Below are 21,629 nucleotides of genomic sequence, written 5' to 3' on the forward strand. Positions count from 1 at the left end.
TGTCCGCCGGGTACCGGCCCTAGCCGAGCAGGGCCTCGAAGTCGCCCTCTCGGGCCAGGAGTTCGAGTGTGTCGAGGGCGTTCCGCGCGGCGGTCGCGGCCCGCGGATCGGTCGTCGCGAGGCCGCTCGCCGCGAACTCGTCCTCGTCCAGGCGCAGTACGTCCGTGCCGTCCGCGGAGCGCCACAGGTCCAGGTCGAGGTCCTCGACGACCAGTTCGCCGCCGGAGAGGGTGGCCGGGCGGGTGATGTCGCAGTACCAGCCCTTCCGTACGCCCTCGGCGTCCCGGACCTCCTTGACCGCGTACCAGCGGTCCCGCCAGTAGTACTCGGTGAAGACATCGCCCGGCTCGAACCGTACGAAGCCGAAGTCGCGGACGCCCTCGCCCGCCCACGGCGCCCGCACGGTGACGCGGGTGCCGTCGTCGGCGAGCAGTTCGGCGGGGTAACGGATCTTCGTGCGACCGGACTTGACGAGGACGACGTCCACGGTGCGCGGCGCGTCAGGCGAGTTCGCGGACATAGCGCACCTCCGTCCCGCAGATCTCGTAGCCGAACCACTTGTTGATCGCGATCATCGGTTCGTTGCCGGCGTCGTTGCCCGTGAACGCCTCCGTGTACCCGGCGGCGCGGGCACGGTGCAGCGAGTCGTTCTTCGCGAGCTTGGCGAGGCCGCGACCGCGGAACGCGGCGGCGGTGCCCGTCATCACGGTGCCGTAGTGGGTGCCGCCGTCCGTGCGGGCCGCGCTGAACGCCGCCGGGCGGCCGTCGACGAGCGCGACCGTGGTCAGCTCGGCGCTGAACAGGGGGTGGTGCCAGGTCTCCTGGAGCCAGGCCTGGTAGTCCGTGAACTCGTGGGGGATGTCGCTGGGTTCGTCCGCCATCGTCTCCGCGTCCAGGGCGAACAGGGGGCGCGGGTCGTCGGCGAAGTCCGAGCCCTTGCGCAGTTCGACGCCCGGCGGCGGGCTCTGGAGCGCCGGCAGGGTGCTGCCCGCCAGGTCGAGGCGGAGGAAGTGGGCGGAGCGGCTCGCGTGGTAGCCGTGCTTCTCGGCGAACGCGCGGTTGCCCGGCTCGTCCAGGACCCAGGCGAAGAGCTTGGTCGCGCCCCGGGCCGCCAGGTGCTCCTCGGCGGTGCGCACCAGGAGGGAGCCCGCGCCCCGGCGGGTGTGGCCGGGGTCGACGTACACGTTGAGGTAGCCCTGGTTCGGCTCCGCGCTGTCGTGCGCGATGCCGACCTGGGCCGTGCCGATCGGTTCGCCGTCCTGCTCCGCGAGCAGCGGGCGGTAGTGGGCGTCGGGGTGCGCGTGCGTGACGTCGTACGCGATGGAGTCGGGGGTGTACAGCACGAAGGGGAGGGCGCGGTTTCGGATGCGGGCGAAGCCCTCGGTGTGCCGTCGGTCGTCCGGGCGGACGTCGCTGATGATCGCAGTCATGGAGTCGGACGCTACGCGCGAGGTGTGTTTGAGTGCCTCTCATTTTCCGTTCCGTACGGGACAATCGCTGCGTGACGTTGAAGATCCACATCGATGAGGGGGCCGCGCCGTACGAACAGGTGCGTGCCCAGATCTCCGAGCAGGCGCGGTCCGGCGCGCTGCCGGTCGGCTACAAGCTGCCCACCGTGCGGGGGCTGGCCGAGGAGCTCGGCCTCGCCGCCAACACGGTCGCCAAGGCCTACCGGGCGCTGGAGTCGGACGGGGTGATCGAGACGCGCGGCCGCAACGGGACGTTCGTCGCCGCCGCGGGCTCGGCGGCGGAGCGCGAAGCGGCGTCGGCCGCACAGGCGTACGCCGAGCGCGTGCACCGCCTCGGCCTCTCCGAGTCCGCCGCGCTGGACGCCGTACGGGATGCCCTGCGGGCGGCCTACGGGTCCTAGGGCATGTCGTCCGGTGTGCGGGTCACCGTCAGGCCCGTTGTTCTTGCCGCGTGGGCGAAGGCCACCGCGTCGTGGATCGCCGCCGCGTTCGGGTCGTTGTTGAAGTACGCGTACACGTCGTGGTCGTCGGACCAGGTGTCCGTGACGCGCCGTACCCAGGTCGTCAGGGACTGCCGGCCATAGCGCGGCCACGGCTGGGCGCGGCCCTCGTGGAAGCGGACGTAGCCCCAGTCGGTGGTCCGCCACAGGGGTGTCACGGGGCGGGCCAGCACATCGGCCCAGCAGAGGGCGGCGCCCCGTGACTCGAGCACCTTGCGCACCTCCGGTGTCCACCAGGAGTCGTGGCGCGGTTCGACCGCGACCCGGACGCCGGCGGGGAAGCGGCCCAGGCACTCGTCGAGAAGGGCGGGGTCGGCGTGCAGCGTGGGCGGGAGCTGGAGCAGGACCGGGCCCAGGCGGTCGCCGAGCCCGGCGGCGTGGCCCAGCAGTCGGCCGACCGGCTCCGCCGGGTCGCGCAGCCGTTTGATGTGCGTCAGATAGCGGCTCGCCTTGAGGGCGACGACGAAGTCGGCCGGGGTGCGCTCCCGCCAGCTCTCGAAGGTCTCCCGCGACGGCAGCCGGTAGAACGCGTTGTTGATCTCGACCGTGGCGAACCGTGCCGCGTACTCCTCCAGCCACAGCCGTATCGGCACCCCGTCCGGGTACAGGACGCCGCGCCAGTCCTTGTACTGCCACCCCGACGTGCCGACGAACAGGGTCATACGGCCATCAAAGCACCGCACGCAGTGCCGGGCAGCTACAGATACAGCCCCGCGTCCGCGCCCTCCCGCTGGTCCGGCACCGACGTCGGCGTCGTGCCCCGGCGCAGCGCGTACAGCTCGGCCAGGGTCGCGCCGTCGCGGCCGACGCCCTCCTCCGTGCCCAGCCAGCTCACCGCCTCCGGGCGGGTCAGCGCACCGACCTCGATCCGGGCGAGGCAGCGGCCGGGGCGGACCACGGCGGGGTGGAGGCGCTCGAGGTCCTCGTTGGTCGTGACGCCCACGAGCACGTTGCGGCCCTGGCCGAGGAGGCCGTCGGTGAGGTTGAGCAGCCGCGAGAGCGCCTGGCCCGCGGTGTGCTTGGCCTCGCCGCGGATCAGCTCGTCGCAGTCCTCGAGCAGGAGCAGCCGCCAGCGGCCCTTGCCCGTGCCGTCCTCCTCGCCGATCGCGATGTCCATCAGATAGCCGACGTCGGAGAAGAGCCGCTCCGGGTCGAGGACGCAGTCCACCTGGCACCAGTCGCGCCAGGAACGGGCCAGGGTGCGCAGGGCCGAGGTCTTGCCCGTGCCGGGCGGGCCGTGCAGCAGCAACAGCCGGCCCGCGATGTCCTCGGGCGTCGTCTTCATCAGCCGGTCCATGGCGTCCGCCACCGGTCCGGTGTAGTTCGACCGCACCTCCTCCCACGTACCCGCGGAGATCTGCCGGGTGGTGCGGTGCGGGCCGCGGCGCGGGGAGACGTACCAGAACCCCATCGTCACGTTCTCCGGCTGGGGTTCGGGTTCGTCCGCCGCGCCGTCCGTCGCCTGGTCGAGGATCTTGGCGGCTAGTTCGGTGCTGGTCGCGGTGACCGTGACGTCGGCGCCGCGGTTCCAGCGGGACACCAGCAGGGTCCAGCCGTCGCCCTCGGCGAGCGTGGCGCTGCGGTCGTCGTCGCGGGCCGAGCGCAGCACGCGGGCGCCCGGCGGGAGGAGCGTCGCCCCGGACCGTACGCGGTCGATGTTCGCCGCGTGCGAGTGCGGCTGCTCGCCCGTCGCGAAGCGGCCGAGGAACAGCGCGTCGACGACGTCCGACGGCGAGTCGCTGTCGTCGACGTTGAGCCGGATCGGCAGTGCGTCGTGTGGGTTGGCAGACATGCCGCCATGATCCGTCACGCGGGCGCCCCGTGCACCCGGTTTCCGCGGTGCGTCCTGTGTGTCGGCTGTGTCTGCCCGTATCCCCTCCGTCCTGTTACACGGCTGTGGTCCTACAAGACCTGTCCCACGGCCGATCCCCGCCGTTACTGTTGCCCTTGATGGGACGTCATGGGTGGAATTCGGGGGCACGGCGGTGGCGGCTCACCGCGCTGCTCGGCGTGGGAGTGGCCGCTCTGGCCCTGGTGGTGACCCTGCTCAACACCCTGCCCGGAGGCGGCGCGAGCACCGCGGGCACCACCCGCGACGGGGACAAGGTGCACGGCACCCCTGTCACCCCGCCCCCAACGCCGCGACCCGAGGTGGGCTGGGGCTTCACCCACACCCAGTACAGCGCCGACCAGGGCAGTGACACGGCCACCCGGCGCGTCGAGGGGCTGCTGGAGAAGCAGTCGGTGCCGCAGATCCAGCACATCATGGGCTGGGGGGCGGGCAACCCCGAACCCTCCAAGGGGCGCTACGACTTCTCCGAGATGGACCGCCGTATCGACTTCATGCGGAAGTCCGGCGGGACCCCGGTCGTCACCCTGTGCTGTTCCCCGGACTGGATGAAGGGCGGCAAGGCCGGCGCGAACAACACGAACTGGAGCCAGGCCGCCCTGGAGACCGCCCCGGACCGCGCCCACTACGCGGACTTCGCCGCGCTCGCCGCGACCGTCGCCAAGCGCTATCCGGACGTCCGTCACTTCATCGTCTGGAACGAGTTCAAGGGTTTCTGGAACGACGGCAAGGCCCGCTGGGACTACGAGGGCTACACCGAGCTCTACAACCTCGTCTACAAAGCGCTGAAGAAGGTCAACAAGGACATCCTGGTCGGCGGGCCCTACCTCGTCATGGACAGCGTCGACCCGCGCCAGACGGAGAACGCGTCGACGACCCTGAAGGGCACCTGGGGCACCATGGACCAGCGGGTCCTCGACGCCTTCGACTACTGGAACAAGAACAAGGCGGGCGCCGACTTCGTCGTCGTCGACGGCTCCAGCTACACCAAGGACGACGACCTGCTCCCGAACGAGTTCGCGGCCACCGACAAGTTCACCGCCGTCAGCCGGTGGGTGCGCGAGCAGACCCACGGACTGCCTCTGTGGTGGGCCGAGTACTACGTCGAGCCCGCCGACGGCAACGACGAGCGCACGGGCTGGTCCGAGGCCCACCGCGTCGCCGTCCAGGCCGCCGGCCTGATCGCGATGGCCCGCGGCGGCGCAACCTCCGGCTTCTACTGGAACCCGGAGAAGGAGAAGGGCACCGACTGCGCGGGCTGCCTGTGGACGCCGACCGACCGTGCCGGCGGCGGCGCGGCCCTGCCCATGCTCGACCTCGTCTCCCGCTTCAGCCGGGCGTTCGCCCCCGGCACCACGTACGCGACGGTGTCCGTGGCGCCCGACGACGTGCCCAACGTCCGTGTCCTCGCCACCGACAAGGCCGTCCTGGTCGTGAACACCCAGAACCGGTCCATCAGCGCTCAGGTGGACGGCAAGCGGTTCGACATGTCGGCCTACGAAGTGAAGTGGCTCACCCGCTGAACCCGTGATCCCGGGTCCGGGTGAGCCACTCCGTCTGGCTGGACCTCGTGCTACTTCATGGTCAGGAACCGCTGGACGAGCGAGGCCAGCAGCACCGCCAGCAGCGGCAGCGAGAACCAGAAGCTGCTCTGCAGCCACCGCAGCTGCCGCACACTCGGCCGCACCGCGACCCGTACGACCTCCCGCGCCGCCAGCATGATGATGAGCGCCACCGCCGCCAGCGCGCCGACGACCGACCACGGTGTCCAGGTGACCAGCGGACCGATCGGCCCCGGATCGGGCTCGAGCACCTTGCCCGCGGGCTGCTTGCGCAGCGCGTACATCGTCACGTCGTCGTTGACGAGGACCTTCTTCAGGTCCTGCCGGTCGTCGAGGTTGCGGATGAGCCGCGACTCCCAGGTCGCCGAGTAGCCCACGTCCATCTGGAGGTAGACCACCTGGCTGCGGTTGATCATCAGGTACGAGTTCGGGCCGGCGTCCTTGAGCGACTTGACCAGCCCGGACACCAGCACCGGGTCGCTCGGCGCCAGCGTCGGCACGTACTGCACCTTCTCCATGTCCCGGGTGCCCCACGGCATCGCGGGCGTCACGTTGTTGACCGTGTCGTTGCTCAGCCACAGCAGCCGTACGGTCGGCTTGTCGTGCGCGTACACGTAGTTCATGGCCGTGACCTCGCCCGGCCGGATCCGCTCGAAGGACTCGTTGCCCCAACGGGCCACCAGGAAGCCGCCCATGAGCAGCAGACCCGCCATGAGCGCGGCCAGCGGGGCGAGGCTCACCCGGTCCTTCTCCCGTTCCTTCGCGGTGACGCCGGTGCGCGGGAAGAGGGCGAGTCCGGCCAGCAGAGCCGCCCCCGGCAGGGCGAACATGAAGACCCGCAGGGCCATCTCGCCGCCGTACGACTGCATGCCGAAGCCCAGGAACGGGACGAAGGCCAGGACGATCAGCGACCGCTCGCGGTACTTGTGGTCGCGTCGCCGCCACCAGCCCCAGCAGGCGAAGGCCATCACACCGCCGGCGAGCAGCACGCGCGCGTAGAGGACGAGTTTGTGGGTCGAACTGCCGCCCTGGATACGGCCGGAGACGGAGGTCGACACATTGCTGCCGACGCCGCCGACCCCGCCGAACAGGTCGTTGAAGTGCCCCGACCAGTACGGCTCGGCCATGAAGCCGATCCAGACGGAGACCAGCACGGCGAACAGGATCGGCAGCCCGCGCAGTTCGCAGCGGCCCACGAGGACGAGGACCGCGAGCACCCCGAGCATCACGAACGGGGTGAGCTGGTGTGCCGGGACGCTCGCCGCGAACAGGCCGATCAGCACCATGAGGAGCACGGCCCGCTGGCGCCGGTCGGTCGCCTCGACCTCCGCCTCGCCCGGGCGCACCTTCGCCCACAGCACACGCGGCGCCCGGAACCACACCAGGAGGATCGCCACGAAGACGAGGTAGAGGAGGTAGGTGAAGCCCTGGGGGGAGAAGTAGTCCTGGCCCACCCAGCCACTCAGCACGAAGATCCAGATGCCGGTCCACTTGGCGCGCCAGCTCGCCCGCATCGAACGCACGAGCAGGAACATCGGGGCCAGGTAGAGCAGCTGCATGGTCAGCGGCCACCAGCGGATCACCTCGGTGAGGTCGCTGACACCGCAGGCCTTGGCGACGAACGCGGCCCCCGCGAAGAAGCCCGGCCAGCTCCAGCGGGCGTCCAGGTCGGGCACTGCGGACCCGGTGCGGTCGATGTAGTCGATGAAGCCGAGGTGCTGCCAGGCGGTGGCGAACCGTGGCTCGGTCTCGATGACCGCGGGGAGCGCGTGCAGGGAGATCACGGTGGCGAGCAGGGTGATGAGCAGCAGGCCCCTGTGCTCGCGGTTCATCCAGAGCAGCGAGGCGAAGACCGTGATCAGGAGGGCCGCGCCGATCAGGGTGGGCAGCGGCAGGATCGAGATGAGGCCGAGGCCGCCCATCCTGTCGAGGGAGGCGTCGTCGAGGCTCAGTGCCGGGACCCAGTAGAGGAGCAGTGCGGAGATCAGCAGGAAGCCGAGGAGCACCCCGGGTTTGGAAGGGTGCCGCAGGCGGTCGCGGAGGGGTGGTGGGGGTGGGGGCGTGTCGTCTGCCGGCTGTGGGTCGGTGGTGGCTGGTCGCGCCCACGCGGCGGAGCCGCTTGATGTCCCGCCCCGCGCCCCTGTCGGGGCGCTGTCCGAACCGTCCGTCTCGAAGGGCGCGTCGACTTCCGGGGCCTCCGCCGGGCCCAGGGAAGCCTCCGAGCCCGGCTCCCGCGCCTCCACCGGCAGACCCACCGAGGGCAGTTGCGGCTTGAGCGCCCAGGTCGGGCGGTGGTCCGGGCGTGCCTTGGGTGTGCCCGTGGGTGGGGTGCCGGGGCCCGGGCGGACGTCCGGGCGGCGCTCCTGGTGGTCGAAGTCGACGTGCACGCCGAGGGCGAGGGTGTCGGAGTCGAGGGCCCAGGCGGGCCCCCGCTTCCCCTCGCGCGGCTTGGCCGCGGCCACGTCGCGCGCACCCAGGTCGGCGAGGTCACCGTCCGGCGCCGCGCCCGCCGGGAGTTCGGCGGGCGGCGCGGTCCGTACGATCTTGAACAGCTTGGGCGCGGCGATCGACACGATCACCGCGAGGCTGGAGATCTCCGCGACGCCCGCCCCGGTCAGGCCCATCCGGGGCAGCAGGATCACCGTCAGGCCGAGGACCAGGACGCACAGCAGGCCCTGCAGATAGGCGAGTCCGGAGGTGCGGCTCTGGGCGCGCAGCACCGCGAAGTACGTCTCCATGACGACCCGCAGCAGCGCGCCGACCGCGAACCAGCGCAGCAGCGGGGTCGCCGCGTGCGCGTAGCCGTCGCCGAAGACGTGCAGGATGAACGGCGCCCCGACGAACAGCAGTCCGCACACGGGCAGCATGAGCCGGGCCATGCGCTTGACCGCGGCCCGGGTGTTCGCGGCGAGCCGCGCGGGGTCGTGGGAGCCCTCGACGGTCAGCGAGGCGCCCATGTTGATGGCGAGCAGGTTGACCGTGCCGCCGATCGTCGTGGTGATGTAGAAGTACGCGTTGTCGGAGGAGCTGACCTGCGAGGCGACGATCACCGGGACGAGATAGACCACGGCGAGCGAGAAGAGCGAGCCGGTGTAGTCGCCGGCGAGGAAGCGTCCGACCTCCTTGAGCGTGGGCGGGTTCGCGCGCTCCTCGGTCGCCTTGATGTGCCGGGGGACCAGCCGCCGGAAGACCAGCAGGCCGAGCGGTACCACCGACAGGGCGATCGCGGCGACCCAGGAGACGAAGACGCCCGTCGTCGGGATCGCGGCGGCGAGTGCGACCAGCAGTGCCAGCTTCACCGCGGAGAACACGGTGTTGCCCACCGGCACCCAGAGCGCGCTGCGCAGTCCGGTCAGCACGCCGTCCTGCAGGGTCAGCAGCGACCAGGCGACGACCGCCAGGATGAAGCCGAGGCCGTTGAGCGGGCCGTGCAGGAAGCGGTACGAGGGTCCCCATGCGTTCAGCGTCAGCAGGAAGACCACGGCGGCCAGCGCCACGACCACCGAACTTCCCGCGTACGTACGGAAGATGAGGCGTCCGGTGGCGCGGCCGGCGACGGGGATGAAGCGGGCCAGGGCGCCGGTCAGGGTCACCGCGGTCAGGCCCGCGAGGAGCTTCATCGCGGCGATCGCGGCGGAGCCCTGGCCGACCGCGGCGTCGGAGTAGTAGCGGGCGGCGACCAGCCAGTAGCCGAGCCCGAGCACCGCGGAGATCCCGGTGTTGAGCATCAGGGCGTAGGCGTTGCGGAAGAGTTGGTTGCCTCCGCCGCCGCCGTCCTTGCGGCCCCGGCCGGGCAGGCGGAGGCGGCGCCCGGGCCGCTGCTCGGGCGCCTCGGCGGTGGGCGATGAAGCCTGGGCTGTGGTCGTCGTGTCAGACACGGGAACGGATGGCCTTCCGGCGGACCTGTCGTGCTCTTCGGACCATGGCGTACCCCTTGGTGAGGGCGCGGTCCCGGACGAAATTGAGGGCGATCGCGCGGCCCTCGACGAGCCGCTCGAACTCCTCGATACCGGTGGTGCGGCGCACGGTCACGCGTTGCAGGGCGTACGGGCCCTGGCGGCGGCGCGCCAGACCGTTGCCGACGGCGAGCGACTGGGCGAAGCCCGTGTCCCGCACTATCTGGCGCACCCGACGGCTGGAGTAGCCGTAGGGGTACGCGAACGAGGCCGGGCGGATGCCCAGCTCGTCGGCGATGATCTGCTTGCAGCGCAGCACCTCGAACCGGAGCGCGTCGTCGGAGAGCTGGTCCAGCTGCGGGTGTGTGTGGCTGTGCCCGCCGATCTCGACCTGCTCGGCGGCGAGTTCGCGCACCTGAGCCCAGCTCAGCATGGCGTCGAGGCCGCCTCCGGTGTCGTACGCGCCCTTGATCCACCCCGTCGAGACGAACAGCGTGGCGGCGAAGCCGTGCTTGGCCAGCACGGGCAGCCCGTGCCGGTGCACGCCCTCGTAGCCGTCGTCGAAGGTGATCAGCACGGGTCGCTCCGGCAGTGGTCCGCCGGACCGCCAACGCGCCGCCAGCGCCGCCGTGTCGACCGGGGTGAACCCCTGGTCCCCGAGCAGCGCCATCTGCTCGGCGAACGCCTCGGGCCCCACGGACAGCTCACGCGTGGCGTCATTGGGCGCGGCGGCGATGGAGTGGTACATGAGGATGGGTACGGGGGTGTCGTTCACCGGCCCGCACCTCCCTCGTGCACCCGGCCCGCCGCCCCCTCGCGTCCCGGACCGCTCTCGATCCCGTTCCCGATCTCGGCCACGGTGAATGTGGCGCCGCCCCTGCGGGCCCGGACGCTGCCGAGTACGTACCCGCCGGCCGCCGTCAGGACACCGGCCACGATGGCGCCCGCGCGGCCCGCGCCGCCCGGGCGGGCGAGCAGGGCGTCGCGCAGCCCGCGGGCCACCCCGGCGGGCAGGACGCGGGTCGTGTAGCGGCGCTCCGACTCGAGGCCCTTGTCGGCGCCGACGCTCCGGGCGACCAGGGCCTTGGAGAGGCCCTCGGCGTAGGCGCGGGTGCGGAAGTACGCGAAGTGCTCACGTGGTTCCGGTACCCGGTGGTGGATGACCGCGCGGTCGTCGATCAGCAGGATCGCGTCCGGGCGGGCGCGGGTGAGGCGGATGCACAGCTCCGTCTCCTCGCAGCCCAGCGGACGCTTGTCGCCGTCGCGGCCGATGCCGGTCGCGAAGCCGCCCGCCGCGTCGAACGCCGTACGACGGAAAGAAGCGTTTCCGCCGAGGACGTTGCGGACCTGGACCCGGCCCGGCGGCAGCCCCTTGTACGTGCAGCCCACCACCCAGTCGAATTCCTCGGGGAACCAGGCGGGCCGGCGACCCGACGCCCAGATCGGCATCGTACGGCCGCCGACGGCCATGACCCGTGGGTCGGCGTATCCGGAGGCGAAGTGGCGCAGCCAGTCGCGCTCGGCCACGGCGTCGTCGTCGAGGAACGCGATGATCTCGCCGTACGCGACGGCGATCCCGGTGTTGCGGCCCGCGGACAGGCCGCGCGGGCCCGCGTTGGGGAGCACCCGTACCGCGTCGGTCTCCTTGTACTCCCTGCTCAGCCGGTCGAGCAGGGTGGCGTTGTGGTCCACGACGAGGAGCGTCTCCAGGGCGGGCAGCGACTGCGCCCGCACCGAGGAGACCGCCGCGAGGATGTCCTCCCAGCGGTCCTCGGTATAGACGCAGATCACCACAGAGATGTCCGGACTGCTCAAGACACCTCTCCCTGGCCCGAGTCGAGCTGGGCGGCGTGCGGCCTGCGGCGCAGAGCACGCCGGTTGGAACGCTCACCCATGATCACCTTGAGCACCCGGAACCCGTCCCGCACGGCCCGCAGATTGCTCGTGCCGTGGATGCGGAGGTACTCGTGGCTGGGTATCTCCTGCACCTTGAGCCCGGCCTTGACCACCCGGATGTTCATCAGGGTCTCGACCTCGAAGCCGGTGCAGTCGAGTTCGATCTGGTCCAGGCAGTGCCGCCAGAACGCGTTGTAGCCGTAGCAGAGGTCGGTGTAGCGGGCGCCGAACTTGGCGTTGACGGCCGCGCACAGCACTCGGTTGCCCAGCTTGCGGATCGGTGTCATGTCGGAGGTGCCGCCGCCGTTGGCGAACCGCGAGCCCTTGGCGAAGTCCGCCCCGGACACCAGCGCGGACACATACGACACGATCTCGTGGCCGTCGGCCGAGCCGTCCGCGTCGACCATCACGATGATGTCGCCGGTGCACGCCTCGAATCCGGTGATCAGGGCGTCGCCCTTGCCCTTTCCCTGCTGCTCGACGACCTTGACGTCGGGCCACAGTTCACGGGCCACCTCGACGGTGTCGTCGGTGGAATTGCCGTCGACAAGAACCACTTCGTGTATCCAGGAGGGAAGGGTCTTGAAGACGTACGGGAGGTTCTCCGCCTCATTCATGGCGGGAATCACGACACTCACCGGTGGCGCGATGGCCAGGTGAGAGGAGATCGGCCGGTATTTGCCGGCCATTAACGGATCTTCGCCCGATACGGCTGGGCGCAGGACTGAGCTCATGAGTCTGGTCCCTCTCGTCCGGTGGACCGCCCGCCCCTGGGCGGTCCGGCTTTTAGTCCGGTTCGAAAGGGGGGTTCTCACTTACGGCATGACGAAATGGATCTCCGTGCATGCCGGGTGAGCTGGCAAAGCTGGCCGATTCCGAAGGCGGAAGTCCGAAGACGGAAGCCCGAGAACGGAATTCCGGATGCGGAAACCGGTCGCGCGGCACGACTCGGCACAAGTGTGGTCACCGAGCACGGCACCCCCCTACCGCGCCCCGCGCCGGACCCTCTTCGCGATCTTGAGCCCTCCCCTAGATCGCATGTGCGTGATGGCCCAATGCGGGTGAGATGTATGACGATATTGACGATTGCGTCCATATGGCAAGGCCTGGAACGACGCCTCACGTTTTTGTTGGTTTGGCCGTTACCTAACGACTCGAACGGATTTTCCCCATCCGCTTGCGCAGTCGACGTACCGCCATCAGCAGGAGAACAAGAGAGCTGATCGCCGTCACGGCAACGATTCCGCCAGGGACCGACCACCGGTGCACCGCCAGCATGCCCTGGGCGACAAGGAGGTCGACGGCGATCGCTCCCGCGACGGACACCACCGCCCTGGCGAAGGGATCCAGCCCGCGCAGCGCGACCCCGATGGCGGCGCCCGGTGCGGCGAGCAGGAAGAAGAGCGTGAACGGGCCGCGCAGGGAAGAGTCCGCGTCGGCGAGCGCGAGTACCGCGCCGACCCCCGCGACAGCAACCGCCATGCCCGTGAGCAGCGGGACCAGGTCCCTCCCCGGATCCTGTCCCGACCGCTTGTCACTGTCTGATGAAGGTGACTTCATGCCTATGGTCTGCATTGGCGACTTTGCCCCCTGAAGCGCCGGATGCCGGGCTTCAATGTCGCGCAGCGGGCTGGTGGCCGTCAAGACGCGGTGGGCGCTCATGGGGGCTTCTTGGTCGACTTCAAACATGTGGCGCGAGTGTTCACCGCGTGTTTTCCGGAGGCGTCGGCCCGTCTCCGGAGAACCGCGTCGCGGGGCGGGCGAGTTGAGGCGTCGCGGGGCGATCTCCGGCGCGATCTTCGGCGCGATCCGTATCGGCGCACGGTCGTCGTGCGGCCATCCATGGTGTGGGGCAAGAGAGTTGACGCCCCGTCATCACGACGGACGGGGGCCGCGAGAGGCGAAAAGTCTTGGCATGGACACTTCCTGTCAACACGCGTAGCTGCTACGACAGTTGTGGCAGAGATCCTGCTAAAGGGAGGTTCCATGAGACGTTCCCGAATTACGGCATACGTGACCTCACTCCTCCTCGCCGTCGGCGTCGCCCTCACCGGGGCCGCGACGGCGCAGGCGTCCGGAACCGTCGCGGCCACCGGCTATGTGGCCCTCGGTGACTCCTATTCGTCCGGTGTCGGCGCGGGCAGCTACATCAGCTCGAGCGGCGACTGCTTGCGCAGCACGAAGGCGTACCCCTACCTCTGGGCCGCCGCCCATTCACCCTCGTCGTTCGACTTCACGGCCTGCTCGGGCGCCCGTACGGGTGACGTCCTGGCGAACCAGCTGGGCCCGCTCAGTTCCTCCACCGGCCTCGTCTCCCTCAGCATCGGCGGCAACGACGCGGGCTTCGCGGACGTCATGACGACGTGCGTACTCCAGTCCGACAGCGGCTGCCTGTCCCGCATCGCCACCGCCAAGGCATACGTCGACTCCACGCTCCCCGCCCAACTCGACTCCGTCTACTCCGCGATCAGCTCGAAGGCGCCCGCCGCCCACGTGGTCGTCCTCGGCTACCCCAGGTTCTACAAACTGGGCGCGACCTGCCTCGGCCTCTCCGACACCAAGCGCGCCGCGATCAACGGCGCCGCCGACTACCTGGACAGCGCCATCGCCAAGCGCGCCGCCGACCACGGCTTCACCTTCGGCGACGTCAGGAGCACCTTCACCGGTCACGAGCTCTGCTCCGGCAGCGCCTGGCTGCACAGCCTGAACCTGCTGAACATCACCGAGTCGTACCACCCCACCGCGGCCGGCCACTCCGGCGGCTATCTGCCGGTCTTCACCTCGGCAGCCTGACCGTCCCTCACGGAGACGTGGAAGCGGAGGCCTCGTCCGACGGGGTCTCCGTCACACATGTCACCGAGAACGGCACCGAGTTGGACGTCGTCCGGACGGGCCCCCGCACCTCCACGCTGATCTCGTTCTGGAAGATCCCGCTCGCGTTGTACGTCGTCAAGAAGATCGACTTCTGTTTGGTCCTGCCACCGTCCGACGAGAACGACAGGGTCTTCCAGCCCGGGTCGGACACCTCGCCCGTCTTCAACACCCAGCGGTACTGGACGTCCACCGGTACACGGCCCACCGTGAAGGTCGCCGTGAAGGTCGGCGCCTGGGCCTGGGGCGGCGGGCAGGAACCGGAGTAGTCGGTGTGCGCACCCGCGACCGTCACCTGCACGGACTGGGCCGGCGGCGAACTCGCAGAAGGGCTGCTCGACGGACTGGCCGAGGGCGTGGAGCCGCCCGGTGCGGCCGTCTTGCCCTTGCTGCTGCTCGCGGACGGCGAACTCCCGCCGTCGGAACCGCTCTTGGTGCCACTTCCGCTGCTGTCGTTGCTGCTCCCGCCGCCGTTGTCACGGTTCACCAAGGCGTACGTCAGTCCGCCCAGCGCGAGTGCGAGCGCGATCACGCCCGCGATCACGGCGGCGGCCGCGCGCCGGTTGCGTACGGGCTGCGTGGAGGTGGGGGTGTCGGTGTGCGGCGGGTACGGCGTGTAACCCGGCTGCGTTCCCTGCGGAGAGGTCCGGGACGGCTGCGGGGGAGGCCCGAATCCCGGCGGCGGCTGCGCGGGCTGGGAGAACGAGGAGATCGTCGGCGACTGGGCGGTCGACGACGGTGGTCCCGCGGCCGGGAAGCCGCCCGCGGCGACGAGCCGCAGATCGCTCTCCGCCTGCGCGGCGCTCAGCCGCTCGGCCGGGTCCTTCCTCAGCAGACCCTCGATCACGGGCGCGAGCGGCCCCGCGCGGCGCGGTGGTGGCAGCGGCTCGTCGACGATGGCCCGCAGCGTGCTCAGCGGGGTGTTGTGACGGAAGGGCGAGTTGCCCTCGACCGTCGCGTACAACAGGACGCCGAGCGACCACAGGTCGGATTCGGGCCCGGGCGTACGACCGAGCGCCCGCTCGGGGGCGAGGAACTCGGGCGAACCGATGACCTCGCCCGTCATCGTCAGCGCCGAACTGCCCTCGACCGTCGCGATACCGAAGTCCGTGAGGACGACGCGGCCCTCGTTCGACAGCAGCACGTTCGCCGGCTTCACATCGCGGTGCAGCACCCCGGCCTCGTGCGCGGCCCGCAGGGCGGAGAGCACCTCGGCGCCGATGTCGGCGGCGCGCTGCGGCGACTGCGGGCCCTCGGAGTCCAGCAGGTCGGACAGGGCGATGCCACGGACGAGTTCCATGACGATCCAGGGGCGGCCGTCCTGCGTCGCCACGTCGTACACCGTCACCACATTGCGGTTCGCGACCCGGGCCGCGGCCCACGCCTCGCGCTCCAGCCGGGCGTACATCCGCTCCACGTCGTGCGCCGGGATCCCGGCGGGCGCACGGACCTCCTTGACGGCGACCTCGCGGTGCAGCACCTCGTCGCGGGCGCGCCACACGGTCCCCATACCGCCCTCGCCCAAAGGGGAGAGGAGGCGGTAGCGGCCCGCGATCACACGTTCACTGCCCGGCTCTTCGGACACGGGTGTCCCCCATTCGTATCCGCTGTGCATCCGCGTGATGCCTCTTCACGATGTCTCTTCGCGTGATTTCTCCACAAAAGTAGCTCAGCCGAGTGCGGATGCCGCCCCCTTGAACACCAATCCAGCCCCCAGGGCGACGACGATCAACGCCGAACCCAGGGGGGCGGTCCTGCGGATCAGGGCCGCGGCCGGTCCCCCTGCCCACCGGGGACGCTTCGCCAGCGCCCGGTTCATCCCGTCGCCCAGCTTGACGACGGCGAACCCGGCCGCCGTGAGCGTCAGGGCGAGACCGACGCCGTACGCCAGGACGAGAAGTAGGCCGAACCAAGCCTGTCCCAGCGCCGCCGCGCCCACCAGGACGACCACGGCGGAGGGGCTGGGCACGAGTCCGCCGGCGAATCCGAGCAGGATCGTCCCGCGGAGGGTGGGGGCCACCTCGTGGGTGTGGGTGAAGCCGCCGTGGGTGTGTTCGAGGGTGGGGGAGACGGCGGGGTCGTGCGAGTGAGCGTGGGGGTGAGGGTGGGGGTGGGGGTGCGCGTGGTCGTGGTGGTGGCCATGGCCATGGGCATGGCCGTGGTCGTGGTCGTGGGAATGCCCGCGCTCGTGCCCGTGTGTGTGCGCCCCGCTGTCCGTTGCCGCCGCCGCTGTCGTCGCGGCGGAGGCGTGGGCGTGGGCGAGGACCAGGGGGCGTTCGCGCTCTTCGGCGTGGCCGTGCTCGTGCTCGTGCTCGTCAGCGTGGCTGTGCGCGTGGTGGTCATGGTCGTGGTCGTGCGCGTGTCCGTGGTCGTGGGCGTGCTCAAGTCCGGGTCGCCGCGGCCGGTTGTGCCAGGCCCGTCGTACGAGCGTGGCACCCGCGAAGGTCACCAGGACGCCGCTGGCGATGCCGAGCCACGCGATCACGGAGGGCGCCGCGGCCGAACCGGCCGTCACCAGGAGGCCGAGGGCGACCACGCCCAGGGTGTGGGTGACCGTGACGGAGGCGGCCAGCGGCATGACGTCCCGCAGCCCCGCCTTGCCGCCGCGCGCCGCGGCCGTCGCCGCCATCAGGGTCTTGCCGTGACCGGGCGCGAGCGCGTGCATCGCGCCCAGGAACACGGAGATGAGCAGGGCCAGCGCGGCGAAGCCGACGGTGAGGTGATGGCGGGCCACCAGGTTGTTCAGCGCCTCGGTCCAGCGGTCGGCGCCCCGGGGCAGTATGGAGGCGCCGGGGGCCTGCGACCGCTCCTCGACGAGCGCGGGGCCGCCGGGGCGTATCCGCAGGGACGCGGTCGCGGTGTCGGCGGGGGAGGAGAGCAGTGCCTTGGGGTAACTGGTCAGTTCGTGCGACACCGACTTGGTCGGTACGTCCGAGGCGGTGAGCGTCATCCGGTCGCCGCGCGCGGTGATCTCGCGCCAACCGGGTCCCCGGTCGGCACCGGCGCTGTGGAAGCCGAGCGAGACCGTGCCCTGCTTGGGCAGCGTGGCCGTCAACCGGCACTCCACACGAAGGGTGTTGAGCCCGGCCTGTCCGGGGCGCAGCTTCGCCCGGCTCGTGGCGACGGTGAGCGCGGCCGGATGTCCGTCGACGGTGACCTTGCTGCCGTTCGCGGCCGTCTCGCAGCGCTGCCGGGCCCAGTCCGTCATACCGAGCTTCTCGAGGTCGGGCTTGGCCTGGGTGGCCGGGATCTCGGCGAGGTCCTCGACGTGGTCGACGCGCAGCTGCCCCGGGGCGGCGACGAGTCCGTCGTAACGGTTGACGGTGAAGTTGCCGAGCGGATGCGCGCTCGCGGCCCCGCTGGGTACGAGGACGAGGGCGCAGGCGGCGGTGAGGACGGCCGCGCAGGAGGCGAACAGCCGACGCGACCTCCCCCGAGGGGACTTCGCCCGCCGACCGCGCGTGCGAAGGGGCTTCACTTGGCCTCCCCCAGAGCCTTGCGAGCCGCACGGGCACCCAGGGGCGAGAAGCCCGCGTTCAGGTCGAGGGCCGACTTCAGCGAGGCGCGGGCCTCCTTCTCGTGACCGGTGGCGCGCTCGATCATGCCGCGGTGGTAGAGGAAGGACGCGTTGCGGTAGCCGGTGGCCGTGGCCTGGCGGGCGTACGGCAGGGCTTCGTTGTCGCGGCCGTTGACGTGCAGTGCCCAGGCGAGCGCGTCCGCCGTGTGCACGGTGTGGCGGCGGGCCCACTCGGCGCGGGCCGCCTTGAGCGCGTCCCCCCGGTTGCCGTGGTCGGCGGCGGCGAGGGCGGTGTCCAGGTCGGCGTTGACACCGTAGGAGTGGGCCAGCGAGACCCAGGCGGTCACCAGGGCGTACTGGTCACGGGCCTTCTGCGCGTCGCCGGCGTGGCCGCGCGCCTCGTACAACTCACCCAGTTCGACGAGCGGTTGGGGGAGCGGATAGCGCTCCACGACCTGCTCCATGCCCTTGATCGCCGCCGCCTGGTCGCCCTTCGCGGCCTGGGCGCGGGCGCGGCCCTCGAGCGCGGGGAGGTAGCTGTCGTCGGCGGCCAGGGCTCGGGCGTAGTACTTCAGCGCGGAGTCGTAGTCTCCCTGGTTCCAGGCGAGTTGGCCGAGCGCCGCCGCCACGTACGAGACGTCGCCCCGGCTCGTCGCCGTGTCGAGCGCCTGCTGAAGGACGCGGCGGGCGGTCTTCACATCGCCGCGCAGTTCGTGGACGTAGGCGTACCGGGTGAAGACGGGGACGCCCGGTCGGCGCGAGTCGGCCAGGTCGGCGGCCTTCGAGGCGTCGGTGTAGCGGCCGAGTTCGACGAGCGCGTCGATACGGGAGGAGAGGGCGCGCTCGCTGTACGGGTTCTCCTTCAGCACCTTGTCCGCGTAGGTCAGGGCGCCGGTGAAGTCGTGCCGCGCCGCGGCGAGGGCGGCGCGGCCCGCGAGCGCCGACTCGTTGTCGGGGCGCAGCTTCAGGGAGCGGTCCAGTGCCTGCTGCGCCTGGGGGTAGCGGGAGGGGTCGCCCTTGGTGCGGGCCTGTTCGACGTACGCGAGTCCGAGGGTGGCCCAGCTGTCGAAGTCCTTGGGCTGGGTGCGGAGATGAGCCTGCAGCGAGGTGATGCTGGCGTCGAGGTCCCCGCCGGCCAGCAACTCCGGTGACACGGCGCCGGTCGTGGCGGCGACCGCGGTGCCCGAGCCGTCCCGCAGGGCCCCGACGATCACGGCCCCGGCGGTGAGGGCGAGAGCCAACGAGGCCGCACAGAGGCCGAGTTGGGCGGCCCGCCAGCGGCGTGTCGAGGCGGACACCCGCCGCACGGCGGCGACGCGTTCGTCGGCCACGGGCAGGACTTCTTCGGGTTCGGGATCACCGGCATCCTGTGGAGGCTGCGGGCCGGCCTTGGCTGGTCGCGCAGTCTCCCGCGCCCCTGAAGGGGCACTCTGCCCAGGCCCCTGTTCGTCAGCCGTCGTCACCTCGTCGGGCTCGCCCTCCGGCGCGCTCTCGTTCGTACGCGGGGACATGCCCTCTCCTCAAAGTCCTTGGGGTGAACGGTCGTCGTGGGGGTGGGGCGGCGCGGCCCGCGGTGTGGGGGGTGGTGGGGTGCGGGCCGCGCCAGTCGGTGGGACCGGGCCCGGTCAACGGGCCCGGTCGCGAGGGCCGGTCAGTAGGCCCGGTTGTACATGCGGCGGCGCCACCACATGACGCCGGCGCCGATGAGCAGGACCCCGGCCACGCCCGCCGCCGCGGAGCCCGCGATCAGCATGATGTTGGTGCTGCCGGAGCCCGTCTGCAGGGCGTCACCCAGCTGGTTCTTGACGTCGCTTCCGGCGCCCTTCGCCAGCGGTCCACGCGAACCCGAGGTGGGCTCGGCCACGTAGGGGAACGACTTCTCGAAGCTCTTGTCGTTCTTGTCGACCGAGTCCGACAGGCCGGTCTTCTGACCGAGGAGTTCACCCTCGACGACCCGCAGCGAGGCATCGATCACGTCGTCGGCGAGCCGACGCCCGTTCGGGAAGCCCGCCTTGTCGCCGTCGAGCACACCGAGCCGCTTGGGATGCATGCTGGGCTTGATCGAGGTGTTGAGCCGCAGCTCCTCCGCCGGAGTCACCTTGGGCGGCTGGTTGAGGCCCTTCACGCCCTTCAGGAACACGTCGACCAGGTCGTTGCGCGGCTCGGCGGGTGCCTTGATCTTGTAGATCGCCTCGATGAGCTTGGGCAGCTCCGGGTTGGTGACGTTCTTCAGGAACTGCGCGTCCTGCCAGGGCGAGGACGCGTTGAACTTGTCCTTGTCCTTCTGCGGGTTGACGACCTCGTTGACCAGCGGGCTGCCCAGGCGCGAGACCTGGGTGTAGTAGCCGCGGGCGTCCTTGCGCTGGACGGTGGACCAGATGCCGACGATCGGCTGGTGCGACGACTCCTGGATCATGTAGTTGGGCACCTGCAGGGCCAGCGTGTTGACGTTGTAGCCCTTGAGCGTGTCCCGCCCGACCTCGGACAGGTTGCCGCCGTACAGCAGGTCGAAGACCCGCAGATCGGCGAAGAAGGGGTCGTCCGCCTGGCCGGCGAAGGTCGTCGAGTCGCCCGCGAGCTTGTACACGGCCTGGTTGCGCAGCTTCGTGTAGTCGGGCATCGAGGCCTTGCCGACGTTCGACGGCGCGACAGGGATGTCGTCCGCGACCTTCGTCTTGGAGAGCACCTTCTGCTTGTGCAGCCGCAGCAGATCGATGTCGTAGGTCTGCGTGATGTTCAGGTCCGGGTCGTCCAGGCTGTTGACCGGACCCGTGTTGTAGAGGAACGTGTCGCCGTTCTTGCGGTGCGTCTTGAAGGTGTACCGGTACACCAGCTCGCTCTGCGCGTCACCGTCGTTGTCGATGTGGATGTCGTACTGGGCGTCGTCGGCGAACGTGTAGAAGTTCGGCCCGCCGGCCGGCTCCTCGAAGGGTATGAAGTTCGCGATGACGGTCGTCGTGTCCGGCTTGTCCGGGCTGACGAAGGCGTACAGGTCGGTGTTGTCGTACTGGGGAGTGCCCGAGATGAGCGGGGCCTCCCGGTGACTGGAGGCGGAGGCCGCCCCGGGGTCCAGCGCGGCCACGCCGGCGGCTACGAGGCCCCCGGTGGCCAGCGCGCCACAGACGAGGGTCGCGAGACTCCTGCGTCCCAAGCCACTCCTGGAGATAGGTGTCATGCCGTCCGTCCTCAGTTCCCAATTGCCTGACGCACGCCATTCGGAGCGGTCGCCGGGGTGGATTGGTCGAATCCCAAACGTTCTTACGGCGGGTTTCGCGGCTCGTTTCATCGTCGGGCCGGTTTCTTTCACGGCGTCCTCATGAACCCCTCATCACTCTTTGGCAACCGACCCGCGTTTTGACTGCCGTGATCCGTAACCCATCCGGAGGCGCTCGCGCTGCGAACATGTAGGTGCAGGGACAGGCCGCGCGCGGCCGGAGAGGGGGGAACGAGTGGAGGCGGACGAACTTCTGGTGCTCGTGGCCAGAGGCGACCAGAAGGCATTCGAGGAGCTGTACGGGCAGGTGTCCGGACCCGTGTTCGGACTCGTACGCCGTGTGGTGCGGGACGTGGCCCAGTCGGAGGAGGTGGCCCAGGAGGTGTTGCTCGAACTCTGGCGCTCCGCCGCGCGGTTCGACCCCGGCCGGGGCAGCGCCCTGTCCTGGATACTCACCCTCGCGCACCGCCGGGCCGTCGACCGGGTCCGCAGCGCCCGCGCGGCCACCGAACGCGAGCAGCGTGAGGGGCAGCGCGCCCATCATCCCGCCTTCGACCAGGTCGCCGAGGAGGTGGAGGCCGGGCTCGAACGCGAGTGGGTGCGCCGCTGCCTGGAGCGGCTGACCACCCTGCAACGGCAGTCCGTCACCCTCGCCTACTACGACGGCTACACCTATCGCGAAGTCGCCGAACGCCTCTCCCTGCCGCTCGGCACGGTCAAGACACGCATGCGCGACGGACTGACACGGATGCGCCACTGCCTGGGAGGTGCGGCATGAGCGCGCGCCGGACACCGCGCCACGGGCGGCACGGCCTACCGGCCCGTCAGCCCGCCGCGCCGGGTCAGGAGTTCGCC

Annotated in this window: 17 protein-coding genes; 4 read left to right on the plus strand and 13 right to left on the minus strand. The window is 70.7% G+C overall.

Annotated features, from left to right (window positions below):
• Positions 1–19: 19 nt before the first annotated feature.
• Together AQJ27_RS09995 and AQJ27_RS10000 are read right to left on the minus strand one after the other, a co-directional pair.
• Entirely contained in the window at positions 20–520 is a 501-nt protein-coding gene (locus tag AQJ27_RS09995) for a ribonuclease FAU-1 family protein (RefSeq protein ID WP_067365032.1), read from the minus strand.
• On the minus strand, positions 501–1,430 hold the full coding sequence (locus AQJ27_RS10000) for a GNAT family N-acetyltransferase (protein WP_067365035.1): 930 nt from the start codon (positions 1,428–1,430) through the stop codon (positions 501–503). Before AQJ27_RS10000 ends, AQJ27_RS09995 begins: the two co-directional genes overlap by 20 nt.
• A gap of 71 nt (positions 1,431–1,501) precedes the next feature.
• On the opposite strand from AQJ27_RS10000, the gene AQJ27_RS10005 reads away from it, so the two are divergent.
• Entirely contained in the window at positions 1,502–1,870 is a 369-nt protein-coding gene (locus AQJ27_RS10005) for a GntR family transcriptional regulator (RefSeq protein WP_054231064.1), read from the plus strand.
• Here AQJ27_RS10005 and AQJ27_RS10010 read toward each other — a convergent pair.
• Both AQJ27_RS10010 and AQJ27_RS10015 read right to left on the minus strand, forming a co-directional pair.
• Positions 1,867–2,631 (minus strand): DUF72 domain-containing protein, encoded by a 765-nt coding sequence (locus AQJ27_RS10010; protein WP_067365037.1) that lies wholly within the window; start codon positions 2,629–2,631, stop codon positions 1,867–1,869. The genes AQJ27_RS10005 and AQJ27_RS10010 overlap by 4 nt on opposite strands.
• A 35-nt stretch (positions 2,632–2,666) precedes the next feature.
• Positions 2,667–3,761, minus strand: coding sequence for a DUF5925 domain-containing protein (locus tag AQJ27_RS10015; protein ID WP_054231066.1), 1,095 nt, complete (start codon positions 3,759–3,761; stop codon positions 2,667–2,669).
• A 158-nt stretch (positions 3,762–3,919) separates the two neighbouring features.
• On the opposite strand from AQJ27_RS10015, the gene AQJ27_RS10020 reads away from it, so the two are divergent.
• Positions 3,920–5,341: a GH39 family glycosyl hydrolase gene (locus tag AQJ27_RS10020; RefSeq protein WP_067365040.1), complete on the plus strand. Its 1,422-nt coding sequence runs from the start codon at positions 3,920–3,922 to the stop codon at positions 5,339–5,341.
• Positions 5,342–5,391: 50 nt separating this feature from the next.
• On the opposite strand, the gene AQJ27_RS10025 is transcribed toward AQJ27_RS10020, so the two are convergent.
• From AQJ27_RS10025 to AQJ27_RS10045, 5 genes are all read right to left on the minus strand, one after another.
• A complete protein-coding gene (locus AQJ27_RS10025; protein ID WP_067365043.1) occupies positions 5,392–9,258 on the minus strand; it encodes a lipopolysaccharide biosynthesis protein in 3,867 nt (1,288 codons plus the stop codon).
• Positions 9,251–10,051 (minus strand): polysaccharide deacetylase family protein, encoded by an 801-nt coding sequence (locus tag AQJ27_RS10030; RefSeq protein ID WP_067365046.1) that lies wholly within the window; start codon positions 10,049–10,051, stop codon positions 9,251–9,253. The genes AQJ27_RS10025 and AQJ27_RS10030 overlap by 8 nt, the downstream gene beginning before the upstream one ends.
• Positions 10,048–11,091, minus strand: a complete 1,044-nt coding sequence (locus AQJ27_RS10035; RefSeq protein WP_067365049.1) for a glycosyltransferase family 2 protein — start codon at positions 11,089–11,091, stop codon at positions 10,048–10,050. The genes AQJ27_RS10030 and AQJ27_RS10035 overlap by 4 nt, the downstream gene beginning before the upstream one ends.
• The gene (locus AQJ27_RS10040; protein ID WP_067365052.1) at positions 11,088–11,906 is read right to left on the minus strand and encodes a glycosyltransferase family 2 protein; all 819 of its coding nucleotides are present in this window, start codon (positions 11,904–11,906) and stop codon (positions 11,088–11,090) included. The genes AQJ27_RS10035 and AQJ27_RS10040 overlap by 4 nt, the downstream gene beginning before the upstream one ends.
• A 412-nt stretch (positions 11,907–12,318) precedes the next feature.
• Positions 12,319–12,861, minus strand: coding sequence for a hypothetical protein (locus tag AQJ27_RS10045; protein ID WP_341866066.1), 543 nt, complete (start codon positions 12,859–12,861; stop codon positions 12,319–12,321).
• 297 nt (positions 12,862–13,158) lie between these two features.
• On the opposite strand from AQJ27_RS10045, the gene AQJ27_RS10050 reads away from it, so the two are divergent.
• Entirely contained in the window at positions 13,159–13,965 is an 807-nt protein-coding gene (locus AQJ27_RS10050; protein ID WP_079064894.1) for an SGNH/GDSL hydrolase family protein, read from the plus strand.
• A gap of 7 nt (positions 13,966–13,972) precedes the next feature.
• Here the strand turns inward: AQJ27_RS10050 and AQJ27_RS10055 are convergent, their stop codons facing one another.
• From AQJ27_RS10055 to AQJ27_RS10070, 4 genes are all read right to left on the minus strand, one after another.
• The gene (locus AQJ27_RS10055; RefSeq protein ID WP_079064895.1) at positions 13,973–15,658 is read right to left on the minus strand and encodes a serine/threonine-protein kinase; all 1,686 of its coding nucleotides are present in this window, start codon (positions 15,656–15,658) and stop codon (positions 13,973–13,975) included.
• A gap of 54 nt (positions 15,659–15,712) precedes the next feature.
• Positions 15,713–17,521 carry an urease accessory protein UreH domain-containing protein gene (locus AQJ27_RS10060; protein ID WP_067365058.1) on the minus strand — a complete coding sequence of 603 codons (1,809 nt, stop codon included), beginning with the start codon at positions 17,519–17,521 and terminating at the stop codon, positions 15,713–15,715.
• Positions 17,518–19,071 (minus strand): tetratricopeptide repeat protein, encoded by a 1,554-nt coding sequence (locus tag AQJ27_RS10065; protein WP_067365061.1) that lies wholly within the window; start codon positions 19,069–19,071, stop codon positions 17,518–17,520. The genes AQJ27_RS10060 and AQJ27_RS10065 overlap by 4 nt, the downstream gene beginning before the upstream one ends.
• A 140-nt stretch (positions 19,072–19,211) precedes the next feature.
• Positions 19,212–20,735: a DUF4331 domain-containing protein gene (locus AQJ27_RS10070; RefSeq protein WP_067365064.1), complete on the minus strand. Its 1,524-nt coding sequence runs from the start codon at positions 20,733–20,735 to the stop codon at positions 19,212–19,214.
• Between the two features lie 274 nt (positions 20,736–21,009).
• Here AQJ27_RS10070 and AQJ27_RS10075 point away from each other — a divergent pair, with 274 nt between their 5' ends.
• On the plus strand, positions 21,010–21,552 hold the full coding sequence (locus AQJ27_RS10075; RefSeq protein ID WP_067365067.1) for a sigma-70 family RNA polymerase sigma factor: 543 nt from the start codon (positions 21,010–21,012) through the stop codon (positions 21,550–21,552).
• Positions 21,553–21,629 lie beyond the last annotated feature (77 nt).

The organism is Streptomyces olivochromogenes (assembly GCF_001514115.1).
Classification (GTDB): Bacteria; Actinomycetota; Actinomycetes; order Streptomycetales; family Streptomycetaceae; genus Streptomyces; species Streptomyces olivochromogenes.